Below are 17,024 nucleotides of genomic sequence, written 5' to 3' on the forward strand. Positions count from 1 at the left end.
CGTCACCACCCGGCCGGAGCCTCGCCACCAGCACGCTGACGCCTCATCACCGCCGAGCCGACACACCGTCACCGCTCGACGGAAGCCCACACCACCTTCCCGGTGTCCGTCCACCGCACCCCCCACCGGGTGGTGAGCCCATGCACTACGTGCAGGCCACGGCCGGCGTCGTCGAGGAGCCCGCCCGGGCCCAGCCGCGGCCTGCCGTTGCCGGTGTCGCCCACCTCGCACAGCAGCCCGTGGCCGGTCCTGATCAGCCGTACCGTGATGGGTCCGCCGGCGAAGCGGACCGCGTTGGCGACCAGTTCGTCGACCACCAGCAGCACGCTGTCCCTGGTGTGTTCTCTGGCGCTCCACTGCCCCAGCAGCTCGGAGACCAGTGTGCGGGCCCGGGCGGCCGCGTCGCCGCGGGCGGGTAGACGCCACGTCGCGGTGTCTTCCTTGCGGTAACCGATCATGCGGGCGATCAGCAGAGTCACGTCGTCGCGCCGACGCGTCGGCGCGACCGCCGAGACCACGCGCCGTGCGGCCTGGTCCAGGGCGTCCCACGGGTGCACCGAGGACACGGCGTCCGTCAGCCTGTCGATGCCCTCGTCGATCGACAGGGCGGGATCCTCCACCAGGCCGTCGGTGTAGAGGGCGAGCAGCGAGCCCGGGGGCGCACAGAACGCGTGCACGTCGTACGGCTCCCGCAGCGCGAACTCGGCGCCCAGTCCGGGGTGGGGGCGTATCGCGACCAGGCCGGCAGGTCCGTCCAGGGGTACCAGGACCGGGGGGAGGTGGCCGGCGCTGGCCACCGCCACGTGGTGGCTGACCGGATCGTACACGGCGATGCAGCAGGTCGACCCGAGGGCGCTGTAACCGGCCGCCAGCCCGGAATCCGCGTCGTCCAGCAGCGACACGGTCTCGTCCAAGTGCTCCAGCACCTCGTCGGGCGCCAGCCCCGCTGACAGCAGCGCGCGGGCCTCCATGCTCAGCTGTCCCATGGTCGCCGCGGCGCCCAGCCCGTGCCCGACGACGTCTCCGACCACCAGCGCGGTACGGCCGTCCGGCAGCGGAAAGCTGTTCACCCAGTCGCCGCCGACACCCGCGCTGTCGGGGGTGGCGGGCTGGTAGACGCTGGCCGTCTGGATGGTGTCGCCGCCGGACCGTGGCAGCAGTCGGCGCTGCAAGGCCAGTACCTGTGTGTGCTCGCGCTGGTGCTGACGGGCCAGGTCCACGTGGTGGGAGGTCCTGGCCACCAGTTCCTGCAGGTCGAAGAGCTCGCTGTCCGCGAAGGGGCGGTCCGCCCGCCGCCAGACCTCCGCGACACCCAGGACGACGGGCGGCGTGCCGTCCAGGACCAGCGGTATGCACACCACGGCCGCCGCCTGGTCGCCGGGCACCAGCGCACGTACCAGCCGAGGACTGTCGAGCACCCGTTCGATCGCTTTTCGGTCGGGTATGACGATGGCCTGCGCGGCATCGTCACGTCGTATGGCCTGCGACAGCAGTCGACTCGCATCGCCGGGAAGATCGTTGCCCGGGGTCACGTAGCCGTCGGGCCACGCCCGGTCCGGCACCAGGGCCGCCCGCCGCAGCCGGAGGCGCCCCTGCGCCTGCTCGGTGACCGCCTCACCCGTCCACACGGCGAAGTCGAGGTCGATGGCGGTCACGTCACCCCAGGCCAGCAGGGACTCCGCCAGCGACTGCGCGGTCTCGCCGATGTCCAACGAGGTGCCGATCGCGGTCTCGGCGGCGTACAGGTGCAGCCTCCTGGCCATGGCGATCAGTGAGACGGTCAGGCCCTCCTCAGGCGCCGCGGCGGCCAGGATGCTCATCGAGACCACCAGCTCCGACCCGTCGCCGCGTCGCAGGCGCTGGACCCGGGCGACGTGCGGCTCACCGGTCTCGAGGACCTGCCGCAGGCGCCTGGTGACCGTCGGTACGTCCGAGGGAGGCAGGAGATCGACGAAAGGGCTCCCGGCCAGGGCCTCCACCCCCGCGAAGACCGGGGCGTCCAGATTGCCGCGGGTGATTCTCAGATCCCGGTCCAGATTGACCGCGCCGAGGATTTGCTCCTGAGCGGCGGGGGTCGGGTTGTCGGATACGTCTCGACGGGCGGCGTTGTCCCCCTGCGGGTCGGCGGATCCGGCGGCCGCTGCCGCTCCGTCGACTGGCATGTACTGCCCCAAAGCGCTGCTGACCATGTCGAACGGTGACGCAGACGAGGGGGGTGGGGTGGAGTCCATGCGACTCTCTCAGCTCGCTCGCCGACCCCGGCACCACGTCGGAGCCGTACCAGAACCCGGGCGACAGAGTCCCGGGATTCTTGACCGCAAACCTCATTCAATAACACCAGGGGCCGCTTCGCCCACACCAGCGGGCCGCACGGTGACGCGGTGGCCGCCGACGACCAGTCGACGACCGGTGTTCCCTCGCGGTCGTTCCATGGTCGTCGCCGCTCTGCACGTCGTCGAAGCCGAGTCGCATGGAGGCTGCGCACCTTCGGTGCGGGGCGGGCGGACGTCGAGGCCAGTCCGCGGTCGTCGTAGAGGGTTTCGGGGATGGAGCGCCAGTGCCCGGCCGCCGACGCGCGGCAGCAAACTGTCTGCTTTCCTTAGGACGCCCAGCCCCGAGCAGACCACGCCTCCGCACGTCTGGTTCCCGTTCGGAGGGAACCGCCGCGTGCCGAGAAGCTGGAAGAGCGCGTCGTCGCGGACGGCGAGATGCCCTCCGACCTCGGCTCCCATGGCGTCGGCCGTGTCCTGGCCCAGGCGGCCCTCGAACCGGCGAGGTCGACCTGCTGCTGTTCGCCGCCTCCAGCGCCGATGTCCAGGAACCCGCCAGCGCCCACATCGTCGCCGCCCGGACCGGGCTGTCCTGTCCGGTCTTCGACGTCACCGACGCCTGCAACAGCGTCCTGAACGCCCTGGAGGTCGCGGACGCCTTCATCCGCGCTGGCCGTTACCGGCGGATCCTGATCGCGTGCGGGGAAACCTCAGAAGCCTCAGCCGGTGGAGCCTGACTCCCACCACCTTGCGGACCGGGCTGGCGTCCCTGACCGGCGGGGACATGGGCGCCGCCCTGCTCGTCGAAGCCTCCCCCCAGCCGGGCATCATCGCTCACACGATCATGGCGAACTCCGTGGGCTGGCCGGCTGCCACCCTGTTCAAACCCACCACGGCCCGGTGGCCCGCCGGGGCTGCACTTCGACTCCGAGAAGGTCCTCGCCTCCTTCCTCGGCATCGACACCCGCGCCGCACAGTGGCTGAAGGAACAACACACCGACCCGAACGAATTCGGCCTCGTCTGTCTCCACCAGCCGTCCGTCCCGTTCGTCCGCACCTTCCGCGAACGCCTCGGCATCCAGCCCGACGCGGTCGTGCCCACCTTCCACCGCACCGGCAACATGGGCGCAGCCACCCTCCCCCTCCAACTCGCCCACGCCGCTGACCAAGGCCGGCTACGCCCGGGCATACAGGTGGTCCTGTTCGGCATGGCCAGCGGCGGCGTGATGCTGATCAGCTGGTAGGCACCCCGGCGCACGCGCTGGATGGTTCGCCGCTGGCCTCATTCATCGCGCGCCGTAGCAGCACCTGCGGCGGGCATGAACGAGGTGCAACGGGTGGGTTACCGGTGCCAGGACTGGTACCAGCTCACTCTGCTGTCGAGGTTCTGAACGGGGCGCCATACCCGTTCGGCTGGGCCGTGCTGGAGCAGGGGCAGGCTCTTTCATCGGTTTCGTCAGCGGCTCCTGGGATAACATCACGCAGGCTGTTGGTCGTCGCGGCAGCGGTGATACTGAAGAGGGAGCCATGTGGCGAACGCTGGCCGGTGTGGTGTCCGGTCTACTCGTGCTGTTCGTCGGTAGTCTCGCTTTCAACGCGGCGTCCGGGCAAAGCCATTGGCCAGGACCGCTCGACCTCGTGCGGGTCCACCCGTGGCTGGTGCTCCTCCTCCTGATACCTGTGTCGCTGATCGGGCTGTGGCAGGCGCCGCGCCGCGACCGCGGGCAGGACCCGCCCGCGCCCATGACGTACCAACTGCCGCCGCGCAACACTGACTTCACTGCCCGCGACGCCACGCTGCGGGAACTGCGACAGCGCCTCACCTCGGCGAGCGGTGTCGCGATGCTGGTCGTGCGTGGGATGGGCGGTGTCGGCAAGACCCAACTCGCGGTCGAATACGCCTACCGACATCTCGAGAAGTACCGGTTCGTCGCGTTCGTACATGCCGGGGACGCCGATCGGGTGGCGTCGCAGTTCGTGTCTCTGGCCGGGGAACTGGGGCTGGCGGAAGCAAGCTTCGACCAGGTCATCCCGCGGGTGTACGGCAAGTTGGCGGACCGCAGGCCCTGGCTGATCATCTTCGACAACGGGGAGGAACAGAACACTCTCACGCACGCGCTGCCGTCGGGTGGCCTGGCGACCAATGGCCATGTCATCGTCACCACCAGGGTGAGGAACTGGTCGAGCAGTGCCGGTGTGATCGGCCTGGACGTGTTCGCCAGGCAGGAGTCGGTGAGCCTGCTGACGCGTCGGGTGCCCGGCATGACCGCGGCGGTGGCGGACCGGATCGCCGAGGAACTGGGGGACCTGCCGCTGGCGTTGGAGCAGGCAGCCGGGTACATGGAGTACAACCAGACGGCGCCCGATGACTACGTGAGGCTGCTGACGTCCCGGCTGGAGGAGATGATCTCGCTGGGCGCACCGGGCGACCGGTCGGCGGTGATGGTCGGGGCCCTGTGGCAGCTCAGTGTGCGAAGGCTGGAGGCGGAGCGGCCGCAGGCAGTGCGGATGCTGAGGCTGTGTGCCCTACTGGCGCCGGAACCGATCCCGCTGGACCTGTTCACCCGTAGTCCCGAGATCCTGAACGTGGGCGCCGACGATCCGCTGGTGTGGGACAGGACGGTCGGTGCCCTGGCCGGTCTGGGACTCGCGCGGCGCGGGAACGCGTCCCTGGTGGTGCACCGGCTGGTGCAGGCCGCCGTCCGGGCCGATATGCCGGAGGAGGCGCATGCCGACGCCCTGGTCCAGCTGTGCCGGGCGCTGGTCGCGGCCGTGCCGCACGACGTCCACGGTGACCCGGACGCGCGGCCGCGCTGGCAGGAGTTGCTCTCGCATGTCCTGGCTGTGACCAAGGACGATCCACCGGCCGAGTGCGCTGAGGAGACGGCGGTGCTGCTCAGGCTGGCGTCGGAATTCCTCATCCAGATCGGGGACTACCAGATGGCGTTGCCTCTGTGTGAGCGTGCCCTCGCGATCGACGAGTCGATCGAGGGCCGGGATGCGGAGACCGGCTTCGATCTGATCACTCTGGCGCAGATCCATCGGGAGCTCCACGCGCCGGAGAGGGCCCGCCCACTGGTGGAACGCGCGCTGCGGCTGCACGAGTCCTGCCTGCCGGCGAACGATCCCGCCATCGCAACGGACCTGGCCACGCTCGCGCGCACGCTGTGCCTCCTCGGTGAACACCGTGCGGCGCTGCCACTGGCCGAGCGGGCGCTGCAGATCGACGAGGCGGCGCTCGGGCCGAACGACCCGTACGTGAGCTTCGACCTGATTGCACTGGCGAACGTCCATGTCGACCTCGGCGACCACGAGGCGGCCCTGACGCTGATCTCACGGGCACTGCAGATCCGCGAGGCCGTCTATGCGCCGGACCACCTGTACATCGGCTACGTCCTCATCTTCCAGGCCCAGGTCCTGCACGCGATGAACAACTCGACCGCGGTGGATTTCGCGCGCCGGGGTGCACAGATCCTGCAGACCCGGCTGGGCCGGGCCCACCCCAAAACCGAGGATGCCTTTGCTCTGGTCGACCGGCTGCGTTGACTGACGTGACGAGTGACACCGAGGCCGGCAAGGCCGCTGTGCAGCGTCCCCGCAGGTGGCGAGTTCCTCGGCGGGGTCGGCCTATGGTGGCCCGGGCTCAGGCCGGGGGCGGCCTCCTGCAGCAGCTGACCAGACGGGTGCTGGAGTCCGCGCCTGAGGGCGAGCTCACTGATCACCGGGCTCGTGCCCCAGGCGATCAGTGAGCTCGCCGTATTTCATCCACCCCGTCGACGGGCAGGTCATGGTGCTCGCCGGACTGTACGAGTACGGTCAGCCCGGAGATCAAGAACGACCACGGCCCGGCCACCTGGCTGATGACCTGCACGATCATCACGCCGGGCCGTGTCCACCCCGCATGCATTGGCAGCGTCGCTGCGAGCGCCCCCTCGTTCACCTAGTGCTGGATTCCTCATTCCCTGGGTATAAGTCCTGGTGGCGTGGCAAGTCGGGTACTCGGGGGCGGGTGCTGGAAGGTGGTGTTACGGCCACGGCCGGGCCGTGACGAGAATGAGCAACGGGCCGTGCGTCGGCTGTCGCGAGCGCGTAAGGCGCCGCGTGATCTGGTGCTGCGGGCGCGGATGGTCGAGTTGAGCTGGGCCGGGCAGCGGGTGCCGGCCATCGCCGACGAGTTGAGGTGCAGTCCCAAGACGGTCCGCCGCTGGTTGCACCGCTTCAACCGCTTGGGTCTGGACGGGCTGGAGGATCTGGGCGGGCAGGGCCGCAAACGGCGGATCACCGAGTCGGAACGCTCCAGGATCATCGGCCTGGTCAAGAAGCCGGCGCCGGGCCAGCTGACTGTGCAGGCGGGCGGCGAGCTGGCGGCGGAGGATGAGTGCGGGCCGCCGGAGTGGACCCTGGACGCGCTGGCCGCCGAGGCCAGAGGCTGGGCATCGGGGTCGGCCGCAGTCAGGTCCGACGGATCCTGCTGGCCGAGGGGGTGCGCCGGCGCCGTACCCGGTCCTGGACCCGCTCGAGAGACGCGGACTTCGAGGGAATAGGACCAGGATCATCGGGCTCTGCACCTGCCCGCCCGAGGGCGCGACGGTCGTCTGCGCCGACGAGCTCGGACCGGTGATCCCCCGCACGTTCCCGCCGGCGCCGGGCTGGTCGCCGGACGGCCGCCGCACCAAGTCCGAAGTCGACTACGGTCGCGGACCGGAGAAGACCTGGGTCTACGGCGCACTGCGAGTACGGGACGGACACGAGGTCACCATGACCGCCTCCTCCCGCGACAGTGCCTACTACCAGCAGTTTCTTCAGAAGGTCGAGGCAGCCGATCCCACAGGGGACATCTACACTACGTCGTCACCGACAACCCTGGTGTCCGACGGTGTGGTGCTCCTGGCCGACGGCTCCAGTGTGTTCGTGGAGATCGGCCGCACGTTGTCCTACGCCCGCCCGGTCGCCAAGCTGGAGCGCTACGACGCCTACCGCACCGCACCGGCGTCCGGACGCGGCAACGCCGCCCGGGCCCCGTGCAGCCACTGGCAGGAGACCGACGCCGGGCCGTTGCTGGGCTGGTCCTTCCCGCCGGTGCTGTTCGTCTTCGCTCCCGCCCCGCGCGGCCCCGGCCACCCGGGAAGCGGTATTCCACCAGCGCGCCCAGCACGTCTACTGCGTGAACTACCGGATCATCGTGGCGACTACGACGTTGGGGCAGCTGACCAAGCGCGGCCCCGATGAGCCGGTGTGGCGCGTGGCCGGCCGCGGCGCGGGGGAGGACCGCTGATCTCTGGATGCGTTGCCGAAGGCGCGGTGAGCACGGCGAGCCCGGCCCGGCCTGGATGAAGAGGCTCGGGCCGGGCCCGCCGCCCGCGCCCTCGTTGTCGGTGGCGGCTGGAACGCTGGTCGGATGAACGGAGACGAGCAGCTGCTGCGTGGCCGGGTGTACGGCCACGACCACGACGCCCCCAACCCCGGGCCGCTCCCGTACCGGACGTATGCCGAACTGGTCGGCGGACCGCTGGACGGCCTGCTGCTGGACATCCACGGCTGGCGGACCGAAGAAGTCGACGACGGCGTCGCCCTGTCCACCGAGCTGACGCGCTGGCCCCGGCGGCCGCGCCCTGTACGACCCGCACCCCGGTGAGCCCCGCACACCGGGCCCGGGCGTGAGCTGCCGCCTGTACCACTCGGGCGACACCCCCTGACCACAACCCCGACCACAGCAGGTCAGTGGGATGCTCATCGCCCACCAGCCAACTACGGTCTGCCCTCGGTCAGCTGACTGGCGGTGTTCTCGATCCACAGCAGCGTCCACTCGACTGTGCCATCCGGGACGCTCGTCAGAGCATGGCGAGCCGGTCCACCAGCAGCTCCGTCCTGCGCTCGGTGTCCTCCGGCGGGAGCCGTCCCGCTCGGGTCAGGGTGGCCAGGCCGTGCAGGGACGCCCAGAACGTCTCGGTGAACAGTTCCGGGCGCACGCCGTCCCCGGCGACCTCGCTGAGGCACTCCAGCAGCGCGGCGAAGGCGTCCTTCAACGGTTCGGGGGTGTCCTCCTGCGCATACGCCAGGCCGCCGTCGAGCTGGAACAGGGCGTCGTAGACCGCCGGATGGCGTTCGGCGAAGGCGAGGTAGGCGCGGGCCAGCGCGGTGACCCGGGCGCGGGGGCCGTCGGCGGCGGCGGTTGCGGCCCGCATCGCCACGGCCATCTCGGAAGCGCCCTGCAGAGCGACGGCGCCGATGATCTCGCGCTTGCCGCGGAAGTGGCTGTAGAGGACGGGCTGGCTGTATTCGATGCGCTCAGCGAGCCGCCGGGTGGTGACCGCGTCCCAGCCCTGCTGCTCGGCGAGTTCGCGGGCCGTGGCCACGATGAGGCGCTCGCGCTCCGCCCGTTCGCGCTGCTTGCGTTCCTGTACCGACATGATTCGATCCTAGCATCGCTAGACAATCGAGCGGCAGCAGCACTAGCGTTGCCTCGTCAGCTAGCGATGCTAGATACCAAAAGGGGTCGTCATGCTCAATGCACTCGAGGTCGTCACCATCGTGGTCGTCGGCGTAATGGTGGGGGTGGAGTTCTCCGTCCCCTTCTTCAGCAACCCGATCCTCAACGCACTCCCCGGCGACAACGGCCTGAGCGGCCGCGTCCATGGGGCCCGACTGGGCGGTGCCGTGATGCCGTTCTGGTACATCGGCTCGCTCGTCCTCGTCGGGGTCTGGGCCGTCGCCGGATGGGACGACGATGGCACCGGCCTCGTCGTGACCGCCGCCGCGCTGCTGATCGTCAGCGTGCTCATGTCGATCCTGGTGCTCGTCCCGATCAACAACCGGGTCAAGACGTGGACTGCCGGCGACCGGCCGGCCGACTGGAAGGAGCAGATGAAGCGCTGGGACCGCTGGCACTACGTCCGCGTCGCCGTCATCATCGCCGCCTTCGCCTGCCTGGCGGCCGCCCTCACCTGAGCTCGCGGGACGACCTGGAGGCGGTTGTGGACGGTCGACCAGGCACCGAACTCGGCGGGCATTTCCCGCCACTGCCCGCCCGTCCGAAATCGCCGCAGCACCCCCTCGAACTGCTGCCGCAGCCGCACCGAGTAGGGGCCATACTCGCCGATCGACAGGTACGTCTCGATGAACTCCCATTCTGCGTCGACCAGTTGCGCACGTGTCATGCAAGACGATCCATCGGATCGAAGATCAGCGCGAGGGGGAAACCCGCTCATTGATCATGACCCTATACGCGCCCTAAGACTCAGTGCGGCGGTGACGTCCAGCGGGTGACGTCGGCGGGGGAGAGGTCGGGGCGGGCGGGTGCAGGCGTGCGGGGTGGCGCCACCGGCCGGCAGCGTCGCGGGCGACGTCGACGCCGACTTCCACCACCAGCTCGGGTTCCACCAGTGTGACGTCCAGCTTTTCCTGGCTGCCCCACGCGGCGGAGATCGACCAGCCTGTCCACGGATGACCCTGCCGCCCTCGAGCGAGCCGACCGGCGACCGCCGCAGATCCGCCGCGATCGCCGCGCGTCTTCGAATTGGTGGTGGTGCGCAGGGCCCAGACGACGGAGCCCAGGCAGGCCAGAGGGCAGCGTTGAACTCGGTCGCCTGATCGGGGTGCCAGTCGAGCGCGAGGACGGTGTGGTGTAGCGGCCGCGGTGGTGGTGTCCCGAGCGGTGCGCTGGATAGGTTGCTTTGATGAAGCTGCCTGCGTACTGGATGACGCGTCCCGCTGCACCCTCGGACCGCAGAACGTTGGCATCCTTCGACCGACTGCTGGAGCAAGCGCTCGCGAACGGTCCCGATGAGCCCATCGACTACCGGATCCAGGCGCCGAAATGGCAGTTCCTCTGCCGTGCCGCAGACCGCGGCAGACTGCTGTTGCACGGCTCGGGCGATCCGGCGATCAGCCGCTTCGAACCCCGGCAGCCGAACGACAGCAGCGAGTTCGGCAACCGTCGCGCGGTCTTCGCCGCCGGCGACGGGCTCTGGCCGATGTACTACGCGATCCTGGACCGGGACCACCACCCGATGTCGTTGATCAATGGCTGCGCCCGCCTCGACAACGGCAGCGAGCGGCTCGGCGAGCCGCACTACTACTTCTCCATCAGCGCGCGGGCGCTCAAGCAGCAGCCCTGGCGTCCCGGCACGGTGTACCTGCTGCCCGCCGACACCTTCGAGCTGCAGCCGCGGATGCGGGTCGGCGATGTCTCGGTGCAGCCGGCCCAATGGGCAAGTCCCGTACCAGTGGCCCCTGTCGCCAAACTGGCCGTGCAGCCGGAAGACTTCCCGTTCCTGGACCAGATCCGCGGCCATGACGATGAGCGGGTCAGGACCCGTGCCGCCACGGACCCGGATGGCTTCCCCTGGCATGACGAGGCGTGAGGCTTGCGTCACGGCGCGGCTGAGACTCCTTGGGTCTGAGACACAGATACAGGTCACATAACACCGCCGAACGCGGTCGCGTCCGGTAGCTGCACGATGCCGGCCACGATCTCCGGAAACGATGCCGCCATCTCAGTGCCTCGCCTCGAGCGCAGCACCACCCGGCCCGCGTCGACGGACAACAGAGCCCTAAACCCGTCCCACTTCGGTTATGCGCTGTTGAGCTGTCCACGAACTATCGTCCAGCGCCATGCGGAGGCCCGACCGAGCAGCGCGCAAGCAATTCGTCCGGCAGTTATGGGGACGCCGAGCGATGGACAACCCGTCGCGCACCGGCAGCATCACCGTGTTCACCCGCTCACCGTCCGTGATGCAGGTCGTTCAGCCGCCGGAGCCCGGGCCATAGAGCGCAGCGATGTCTTTGGACGTCGCCCATCGGCTGTAGGTGGGCGACTGAGGGCAGCCCTCGGGCGAGTCCTGCCACTGCTCCTGCCGTCCGTACGGCAGGACGTCGATCAGGGGGAAGGTGTGACTGAGCTGTTCGGTGCCGCGGCCGTTGGTGTGCCAGGTGCGATAGACGGTGTCGCCGTCGCGCAGGAACACGTTGACCGCGAATCCTGCGCCGGGCGGTGCACCGACGTCGGCCCCGAAGGAGCTGTTGGCAGTCGAGTACCACGTCATCTGGTTGCCGACCCGCCGCTGGTAGGCGAGTGCCTCTTTGATCGGGCCCTGGGTGACGATGACGAATCGCGCATCGTAGTTGTCCAGGAACTCCAGGCGGGTGTACTGCGAGGTGAACCCCGTGCAGCCCGGGCACTGCCATTCCTTGCCGGCGAACCACATGTGGTTGTAGACGATCAGTTGCCTCTTGCCTTCGAAGACGTCCGCCAGCCGAACGGGGCCGTCCTCGCCCTCCAGGGTGTAGTCGGGCATCTCGACCATCGGCAGGCGACGACGCTCGGCGGCGATGGCGTCAAGCTCCCGCGTCGCGGCCTTCTCCCGGGCACGCAGCGCATCCAGTTGGCGCTCCCAAGATGCGGCGTCGACGACGGGTGGTAGTGCGTGGGTGGTCATGGTCCCTCACCGAACTCGTGTGCAGCTTTCGCTCGTGCAGAGGTAGACCCCACCGGGCCCCGGAACTCATCGGCCCGAGCCGCCCTTCGGCGCTCGCGCGTCTCCGCATGGCGGGCAGATCCACGCGTCGAGGATGGACAGCGGACAGGGCAACCCCTGTCCATAACCTGGGCTCTCCCGCCCACCCGGGCAGCAGAGGCGGGTCGGACACTGGGGCGGCGAGCATCGGATCCGGCAGCATCCACGTCACAGCCCCATGCCTTCCACCCGGTCTGTCCGTCCGCAAACCGTGCGTGCACACTCGACCACCGGCCCGACCACGGCTGGTCAGCGGGACGCGGTCGCCCGCCCGTAGCGCTACGAGCCGGGCTCCTGGCGCAGGTCCAGGAAGAGGCGCAGCCGGACGCCGGGCTCGCGGACCGAACGTTCGCCCGGTGCGATCGCGTAGTTGGCGGCGAGCAGGTCTTGGACGGCGAAGGCGGTCGCATCGTTGGCGGCCGCGACTTCGACGACGGCCAGGCCCGGCTGTTCAACAGGCCTGTCATGGATCGAGCTCATACCCGGCATGACGGAGTCGGCGCCAGCCGGAGGAGTTCGCGCGCCTCGGGTCGGCAGAGGCCGTTGCTCCAGTTGGCGAAGGCATCCAGGGCGGCGGGGTAGTACTTGCGCAGCAGGGACCGAAGTTGGTTAGCTGTCTGCTGACGGCTCCATGTCGCATCCTGCTGGGCGCGTGCGAGGACTGCGATGGCGCGGGCCAGGTCGCTGTCGTCAGGCAGCGGCCGGTGGGCATGCATGTCGGTGCGCGGGATGTTCGCCAGCACGAGGGCGTCGCCCGGGTCGGACTTCTTTCGCGAAACCGAGTGGCGGTCGCGATAGCGGGCGGCGGCCATCGGGTTGATCGCGAAGACCTGCCGCTTGCCGGTCCGCAGCGCTGCGACCAGCAGGCCACGGGAGGTCTCGATGGCCACGGGTATCGGAGCTGCTTCTGTGTCGCCGTACTCGGCGAGCAGGTCCAGCAGGATCTTGTAGCCGACTGCGTCGTCGGTGATGTGCCGTTTGGCCAGTAACTGGCCGCTGTCGTCGACCAGGGCAACGTCGTGTGTCCTTTCCGCCCAGTCGATGCCGCAGTAGATCACAGTGTTCTCTTTCCATGTTCGGGTGTTTGCCCTGGTCACGAGCGCATGCGGGCCACGCGGCGACCTAATTCCAGGTCTCAGCCGCAAGGCTGGACCAACGCCTCACCAGCCGTGTTCGTGGCACCAGCGCACCGCACGGGCTTCAGTCTGTGAGGGAGCTCAGCAAGCTCGTGCGCATTGAGAAGTCACCGTGCAGCGGGCTCGTCCCACCAACACCAACGACGGATCAAGAGACGGGTGTTGACGCTCGACGCCTTACCTGAAGCTAGGAGCCAGGTGTGATGGACGCGCAGACAACGAGCGACACCGCTCTTACCGGACAGGCGTCCAGCGCCAGGCTGCGAGTAGGCATTCACCCGTCATCTGCGCGATCACCCGAGAAGAGCCCGCACGCCCTAACCAGAGGCTTTTGTGCATAGTCGGTCAGTGACCAGCTGTGGAAGCCGTGCTTCGGGTGGTGTTGGGTCGGATCGACCTGCAGGAGTGGGTGCGGTCATCCGGCTCGCGGCGGACTCTTCGTGGACGACAATGAGGCGAACGTGACGGTCGCGGCCGTGCTGGGGATGCGGGGGGTGGGCTTCTGTTAGGCGGCGGGCCTGGAACGGGCGTTGGAGCCGCTGTTCACGTGAGCCTCCCGGAGGCGAGCAGCGCAACATGCGGGAGGAGCAGCTTCTCGTCTCTCTGGGGGAATTCGGCGCTGAGCCGTTCGTACTCCGCACGGATCCGCGCGGTGGTCTCCAGGTCAGGCGGTGTGACGTACGCCGGCCTGAGGTAGAGCCGGTCGGCCAGCCCGCCCCACCACTCCCTGACAGTGGTCTCGTGGTTCCAGGTGACCTCGGTCGCCTCCGTTCGCGTGAACCCGGCCTCACCCAGCAGTTCCAGCATCCCGGCGGGCGTGCGGTCGAACTCCTCGTCCGCGTCGAGCGGTGGCAGGTCCCGCGGCTCATCGGGCGACGGCCGGTCCGGCGGCAGCACGATGCCGCCCGCCTCGCAGGCCCGTCCGAGAAGATTCTGACCGGCGCCGCGCCGTGCGCCCCACAGTGTCAGCGCGATCCGGCCGCCGGGCCGCAGCACGCGCCGCAGTTCGGCGAGGGAGGTCCGGGGGCGGTCGAGGCAGTCGATGACGAAGTTGGCGAGGACCACATCGAACTCGCCGTCAGCGAAAGGCAGTTCTGGCAAGGGATGGTTGGTGGCGTTGACCCCGCTGCCGCGCGCCTGCGCGATTCCGCCGGGATCGACGTCCACGCCCCGGACCCGGGCGCCACGGCGCTGTGCCCGCCTGGCCGCGGTCCCCGTCCCCGTGCCCGCATCGAGGACGTACATCCCCTCCGACACCCCAGCCGCATCCAGCAGCGCGTCGACCGGATGCGCGCACAGCCGGACGAAGCTTTCGCGGTACCGCTGGGCGTACATGATCCACCGGCCCCACTCGGCACTGTCCAGGGCATCGGTCGCGCTCGTGTCCGTCATCCCCCCAATCTCCCCGCGCAGAGGGCAGAGAACACCCGCGTGGCAGGCGCCCTCGCCGCGTTCTGCCCGCAGCGCCGACACGTCGGCGGGGAGTGTCAATCAGACACTCCCCGGAGCACGGGGCCGGGCGGGTCACTCAAGGCGCTCCACGTCCAGCTGAGGAAGTGGTCAACGGTCAACCGCAAACCCTGGCCACATCCGCATCGCGGAGGGCTACTACCTGGGGCCGGACGGGCAGGTGGCGGCGAAGCCGTACAAGCTGCTGCGCCAAGCCCTGGACAGGTCGTCGAAGGTCGCGATCGCCAAGTACGCCTGGAGCGGCCGGGAGCGCCTGGGCCTGCTGCGGCTGCGCGACGATGCGATCGTTCTGCACGCGATGCGCTGGCCCGATGAGGCCCGCGATCCGGCCGCCGTCGACCCGCCCAGCGAGACGGTGTCGGAGGAGGAGATCGAGCAGGCGCTCGTCCTCATCGACCGTATGACCCAGGACGACCTCGAGGGCTCCGAGTTCACCGACGCCCTGGCGAAGATCATCGAGGCGAAGCGGGAAGAGAAGCCCCTTCCCGAAGCCCCGGAGCCCGAGCAGCCGGGCAAGGTCCTCGATCTCATGGCCGCCCTCAACGAGTCCGTCCAGCAGGCCAAGGCCTCCCGCGGCGAAGGCGCCGATGTCCACGAGATGCCGAAGAAGAAGACCGCGAAGAAGCAGCCGGCCAAGAGGACGGCAGCGAAGAAGACCACGAAGAAGACGACCGCACGCCGATCACGCAGCGCCTGAGGCACCTTCTGCCAGCCCATGTGAAGGACCGCGCGGGGCCGCGGTCGGCTGTCATCTCTCGCCCGCGGCCCGGTGTCCCGTCTCAACGGAGTTTGACCAGTCTCACCGAAGTCTGATCGCCGCGCGGAGGGCTGCTCAGAGGAGCAATGAAGTCAGGCGGAGTGGAGTCATCCCCTCCGGCTCTCGGAGGCGGCGTCCCCGGCTCGCGCGGCGGCCGCCGCCTCCAACAGGGGCCAACCGTCGAGCTCCACCGCCCGGCGCTCGTCCGGTTGCCACCCGCGGGCCCGCGCCATGTCGAGCAGGGCCCGGACGGCGCCCGGCTCGTGCAAGTTCAGGTCTGCGCCCTGGGTGAAGCCCACGTCCCCGGAGCCGAAGGGAGCCCCGCCCGGGACGTACCGGCGGGGCCCGGCGGCAAAGACAATGCGCAGCGGACCACCGGTGCCGGCTGGCTGCGGGGACAGGGTGAGGATCTGGCGGCAGTCCACGGACCGGCCGTCGTGGTCCCTTCGGTGGCTGTGGCGCATCGTCCACATGTACATGCGCCCGTCGACGACCAGCCGGCGTGGCTTCTTCCAATGGCGAGGCACACGCCGAGGGTACGCGGCCTGATCTGCAAGACACCGCGAGCGTTGCTCAAAGTTCGATGAGACGAACAGGAGGCCGTCAAACTTCGGTGAGACCGGTCAAGGTCCGATGAGACAGGACACCCCGGTCGGCAGCTGCGTCACCGGCCGCGCTGAGCGAACCGGACCCTGAAGTGGTCTGTGTGTTGCGGGCGTTCTCGACTTTCTCTCGAAGCCGGCGTGGATCGAACGCTTCAGCATGCGGTTGTCGGGGGAGGCAGCAGAGGCCGCCGGAGGGACCGGTGGCATGGGAGGTGGACGCATGCCACAGAAGAGCGTGTGGGGCGACTATGCGGAGAGCAGGGCGGACGCTGCGGCTGGCCGTGAGGGTGAGGAGAAGCAGACGGACGCCATCGGGGAGGGGCCGGCCGCTGTCGCTTACGCCCTGCTCGATGTGGCCCACGCAATTCGCGAGCACACCGAAGCCACTCAGTAGCCGCCTCTGGCCGGGGGCCATCACGCGGCCGCTGCGATGCCAGGGGCATCAGTCGGCGGTGACCGGGGCCGTGGTCGTCTCCTACGACGGCCATCAGCGTCAGCTCCCTGGGGACACCGGCAACGAGCCGGTCAGTGACCTCGCGCTGGAAAGGCATGGACGGAGCTTGCCTGGCGCCGAGCCACCGGGACGCCGGCCTCCGCAGCTGCCGGAAACTTGCCTGGTGGTCCTCATCTGCGCGTCCGGTGCGGGCAAGTCCACGCTGGCCGGCACCTGGCCCGCCTCGCAGGTCCTCTCCCTGGACGTGATGCGCGAGGCAGTGAGCGACGACTTCTCTGTCAAGTTCACCGTGTTGAGCACGAGCTGACCTCTGAGGCGAAGGCTGCGGTGGTGTGCACTGATCAACATCAGCGCGGGAAGCGACCTACGCTTGTGGGCGCATAGGCCCTGACCTGTTTCATTGGTGCCCCGTGGCGGGCCGGTCAGCCGGTGAAGGGTTCCAGGGCGAAGCGGCCGACCGCCACGAAGGCCGTCAGAGCGAGGTAGCCCCCGTCCGGCAGTGCGGCTTTGGGCTCGCCGTGGCGGACCCGCAGGATCACGGCGCCGGTCATGATCAGGGCCAGGCCGGCGGCCGCCAGCGGCACCAGGATCGGCGCGATGCCGAGTAGGGCGGGCAGGACGAGGCCCGCGGCGCCGAGGATCTCAAGTGCTCCGATGGCTTTGAGGGTGCAGGGCTTGAAGTCGAGGACCCAACGCGCGGCATCGGTCATCGCAGCCATCTTCTCCCGGGGGACGAACAGTTTCCCGGGGCCGGAGAACAGGAAGACGGCGGTCAGCAGGCCGGTGGTGATCCACAGTGCGGTGTTCATGAGTCTTG

The 17,024-nt window shown here is 69.3% G+C and carries 15 protein-coding genes and 5 pseudogenes; 8 read left to right on the forward strand and 12 right to left on the reverse strand.

Translation table 11 applies throughout. The features are described from left to right. Positions 1 to 68: 68 nt before the first annotated feature. Both M2157_RS47910 and M2157_RS47915 read right to left on the reverse strand, forming a co-directional pair. On the reverse strand, positions 69 to 2,231 hold the full coding sequence (locus M2157_RS47910; protein WP_280868621.1) for a SpoIIE family protein phosphatase: 2,163 nt from the start codon (positions 2,229 to 2,231) through the stop codon (positions 69 to 71). Between the two features lie 920 nt (positions 2,232 to 3,151). Beyond that, complete coding sequence (locus M2157_RS47915) at positions 3,152 to 3,427, reverse strand: hypothetical protein (protein ID WP_280868623.1); 276 nt, start codon at positions 3,425 to 3,427, stop codon at positions 3,152 to 3,154. A 370-nt stretch (positions 3,428 to 3,797) separates the two neighbouring features. On the opposite strand from M2157_RS47915, the gene fxsT reads away from it, so the two are divergent. Continuing rightward, complete coding sequence (gene fxsT, locus M2157_RS47920) at positions 3,798 to 5,816, forward strand: FxSxx-COOH system tetratricopeptide repeat protein (RefSeq protein WP_280868624.1); 2,019 nt, start codon at positions 3,798 to 3,800, stop codon at positions 5,814 to 5,816. 196 nt (positions 5,817 to 6,012) lie between these two features. On the opposite strand, the gene M2157_RS47925 is transcribed toward fxsT, so the two are convergent. Then, the gene (locus M2157_RS47925) at positions 6,013 to 6,210 is read right to left on the reverse strand and encodes a hypothetical protein (RefSeq protein WP_280868625.1); all 198 of its coding nucleotides are present in this window, start codon (positions 6,208 to 6,210) and stop codon (positions 6,013 to 6,015) included. A 127-nt stretch (positions 6,211 to 6,337) separates the two neighbouring features. Here M2157_RS47925 and M2157_RS47930 point away from each other — a divergent pair, with 127 nt between their 5' ends. From M2157_RS47930 to M2157_RS47940, 3 genes and pseudogenes are all read left to right on the forward strand, one after another. Further along, on the forward strand, positions 6,338 to 6,814 hold the full coding sequence (locus tag M2157_RS47930) for a helix-turn-helix domain-containing protein (protein ID WP_280868626.1): 477 nt from the start codon (positions 6,338 to 6,340) through the stop codon (positions 6,812 to 6,814). A gap of 73 nt (positions 6,815 to 6,887) precedes the next feature. Continuing rightward, positions 6,888 to 7,499, forward strand: coding sequence for a hypothetical protein (locus tag M2157_RS47935; RefSeq protein ID WP_280868627.1), 612 nt, complete (start codon positions 6,888 to 6,890; stop codon positions 7,497 to 7,499). 169 nt (positions 7,500 to 7,668) lie between these two features. Beyond that, a pseudogene (locus M2157_RS47940) lies at positions 7,669 to 7,966 on the forward strand (hypothetical protein). A gap of 135 nt (positions 7,967 to 8,101) precedes the next feature. On the opposite strand, the gene M2157_RS47945 reads toward M2157_RS47940, so the two are convergent. Continuing rightward, positions 8,102 to 8,680: a TetR/AcrR family transcriptional regulator gene (locus tag M2157_RS47945; RefSeq protein ID WP_067443271.1), complete on the reverse strand. Its 579-nt coding sequence runs from the start codon at positions 8,678 to 8,680 to the stop codon at positions 8,102 to 8,104. Positions 8,681 to 8,771: 91 nt separating this feature from the next. Here M2157_RS47945 and M2157_RS47950 point away from each other — a divergent pair, with 91 nt between their 5' ends. Then, positions 8,772 to 9,218, forward strand: coding sequence for a DUF1772 domain-containing protein (locus tag M2157_RS47950; protein ID WP_280868628.1), 447 nt, complete (start codon positions 8,772 to 8,774; stop codon positions 9,216 to 9,218). 11 nt (positions 9,219 to 9,229) lie between these two features. On the opposite strand, the pseudogene M2157_RS47955 reads toward M2157_RS47950, so the two are convergent. Then, a pseudogene (locus M2157_RS47955) lies at positions 9,230 to 9,427 on the reverse strand (transposase); the annotation flags it as partial. Between the two features lie 358 nt (positions 9,428 to 9,785). After that, positions 9,786 to 9,895: pseudogene (locus M2157_RS47960) on the reverse strand (ADP-ribosylglycohydrolase family protein); the annotation flags it as partial. Between the two features lie 51 nt (positions 9,896 to 9,946). On the opposite strand from M2157_RS47960, the gene M2157_RS47965 reads away from it, so the two are divergent. Then, positions 9,947 to 10,633 (forward strand): hypothetical protein, encoded by a 687-nt coding sequence (locus tag M2157_RS47965; RefSeq protein WP_280868629.1) that lies wholly within the window; start codon positions 9,947 to 9,949, stop codon positions 10,631 to 10,633. 381 nt (positions 10,634 to 11,014) lie between these two features. Here the strand turns inward: M2157_RS47965 and M2157_RS47970 are convergent, their stop codons facing one another. The 4 genes and pseudogenes from M2157_RS47970 to M2157_RS47985 all read right to left on the reverse strand — a co-directional run bounded on the left by M2157_RS47970 (position 11,015) and on the right by M2157_RS47985 (position 14,313). Beyond that, positions 11,015 to 11,707, reverse strand: a complete 693-nt coding sequence (locus M2157_RS47970) for a DUF899 family protein (RefSeq protein ID WP_280868630.1) — start codon at positions 11,705 to 11,707, stop codon at positions 11,015 to 11,017. 357 nt (positions 11,708 to 12,064) lie between these two features. After that, on the reverse strand, positions 12,065 to 12,265 hold the full coding sequence (locus tag M2157_RS47975; protein ID WP_280868631.1) for a DUF6207 family protein: 201 nt from the start codon (positions 12,263 to 12,265) through the stop codon (positions 12,065 to 12,067). Between the two features lie 8 nt (positions 12,266 to 12,273). Further along, positions 12,274 to 12,882, reverse strand: a pseudogene (locus tag M2157_RS47980) (IS110 family transposase); the annotation flags it as partial. A gap of 582 nt (positions 12,883 to 13,464) precedes the next feature. After that, positions 13,465 to 14,313, reverse strand: coding sequence for a class I SAM-dependent methyltransferase (locus M2157_RS47985; RefSeq protein WP_280868632.1), 849 nt, complete (start codon positions 14,311 to 14,313; stop codon positions 13,465 to 13,467). Between the two features lie 202 nt (positions 14,314 to 14,515). Here M2157_RS47985 and M2157_RS47990 point away from each other — a divergent pair, with 202 nt between their 5' ends. Further along, a complete protein-coding gene (locus M2157_RS47990) occupies positions 14,516 to 15,088 on the forward strand; it encodes a Ku protein (protein ID WP_348541853.1) in 573 nt (190 codons plus the stop codon). Positions 15,089 to 15,255: 167 nt separating this feature from the next. Here M2157_RS47990 and M2157_RS47995 read toward each other — a convergent pair whose 3' ends face one another. Further along, positions 15,256 to 15,627, reverse strand: a complete 372-nt coding sequence (locus M2157_RS47995) for a hypothetical protein (RefSeq protein ID WP_280859634.1) — start codon at positions 15,625 to 15,627, stop codon at positions 15,256 to 15,258. Between the two features lie 725 nt (positions 15,628 to 16,352). Here M2157_RS47995 and M2157_RS48000 point away from each other — a divergent pair. Beyond that, positions 16,353 to 16,478, forward strand: a pseudogene (locus M2157_RS48000) (ATP/GTP-binding protein); the annotation flags it as partial. A 151-nt stretch (positions 16,479 to 16,629) separates the two neighbouring features. Here M2157_RS48000 and M2157_RS48005 read toward each other — a convergent pair. Then, the gene (locus M2157_RS48005; protein ID WP_280868633.1) at positions 16,630 to 17,016 is read right to left on the reverse strand and encodes a DoxX family protein; all 387 of its coding nucleotides are present in this window, start codon (positions 17,014 to 17,016) and stop codon (positions 16,630 to 16,632) included. Between the last annotated feature and the right edge of the window lie 8 nt (positions 17,017 to 17,024).

Origin of the sequence: Streptomyces sp. SAI-127 (genome assembly GCF_029894425.1) — a bacterium.
In the GTDB taxonomy this organism is placed as follows: Bacteria; Actinomycetota; Actinomycetes; order Streptomycetales; family Streptomycetaceae; genus Streptomyces.

Excerpts from the sequence above, each read along its gene's own strand:
- M2157_RS47910 (WP_280868621.1), bottom strand. The coding sequence starts at position 2,231 with ATGGACTCCACCCCACCCCCCTCGTCTGCGTCACCGTTCGACATGGTC.
- fxsT (WP_280868624.1), top strand. The coding sequence starts at position 3,798 with ATGTGGCGAACGCTGGCCGGTGTGGTGTCCGGTCTACTCGTGCTGTTC.
- M2157_RS47945 (WP_067443271.1), bottom strand. The coding sequence starts at position 8,680 with ATGTCGGTACAGGAACGCAAGCAGCGCGAACGGGCGGAGCGCGAGCGC.
- M2157_RS47950 (WP_280868628.1), top strand. The coding sequence starts at position 8,772 with ATGCTCAATGCACTCGAGGTCGTCACCATCGTGGTCGTCGGCGTAATG.
- M2157_RS47965 (WP_280868629.1), top strand. The coding sequence starts at position 9,947 with ATGAAGCTGCCTGCGTACTGGATGACGCGTCCCGCTGCACCCTCGGAC.
- M2157_RS47970 (WP_280868630.1), bottom strand. The coding sequence starts at position 11,707 with ATGACCACCCACGCACTACCACCCGTCGTCGACGCCGCATCTTGGGAG.
- M2157_RS47975 (WP_280868631.1), bottom strand. The coding sequence starts at position 12,265 with ATGAGCTCGATCCATGACAGGCCTGTTGAACAGCCGGGCCTGGCCGTC.
- M2157_RS47985 (WP_280868632.1), bottom strand. The coding sequence starts at position 14,313 with ATGACGGACACGAGCGCGACCGATGCCCTGGACAGTGCCGAGTGGGGC.
- M2157_RS47995 (WP_280859634.1), bottom strand. The coding sequence starts at position 15,627 with ATGTACATGTGGACGATGCGCCACAGCCACCGAAGGGACCACGACGGC.
- M2157_RS48005 (WP_280868633.1), bottom strand. The coding sequence starts at position 17,016 with ATGAACACCGCACTGTGGATCACCACCGGCCTGCTGACCGCCGTCTTC.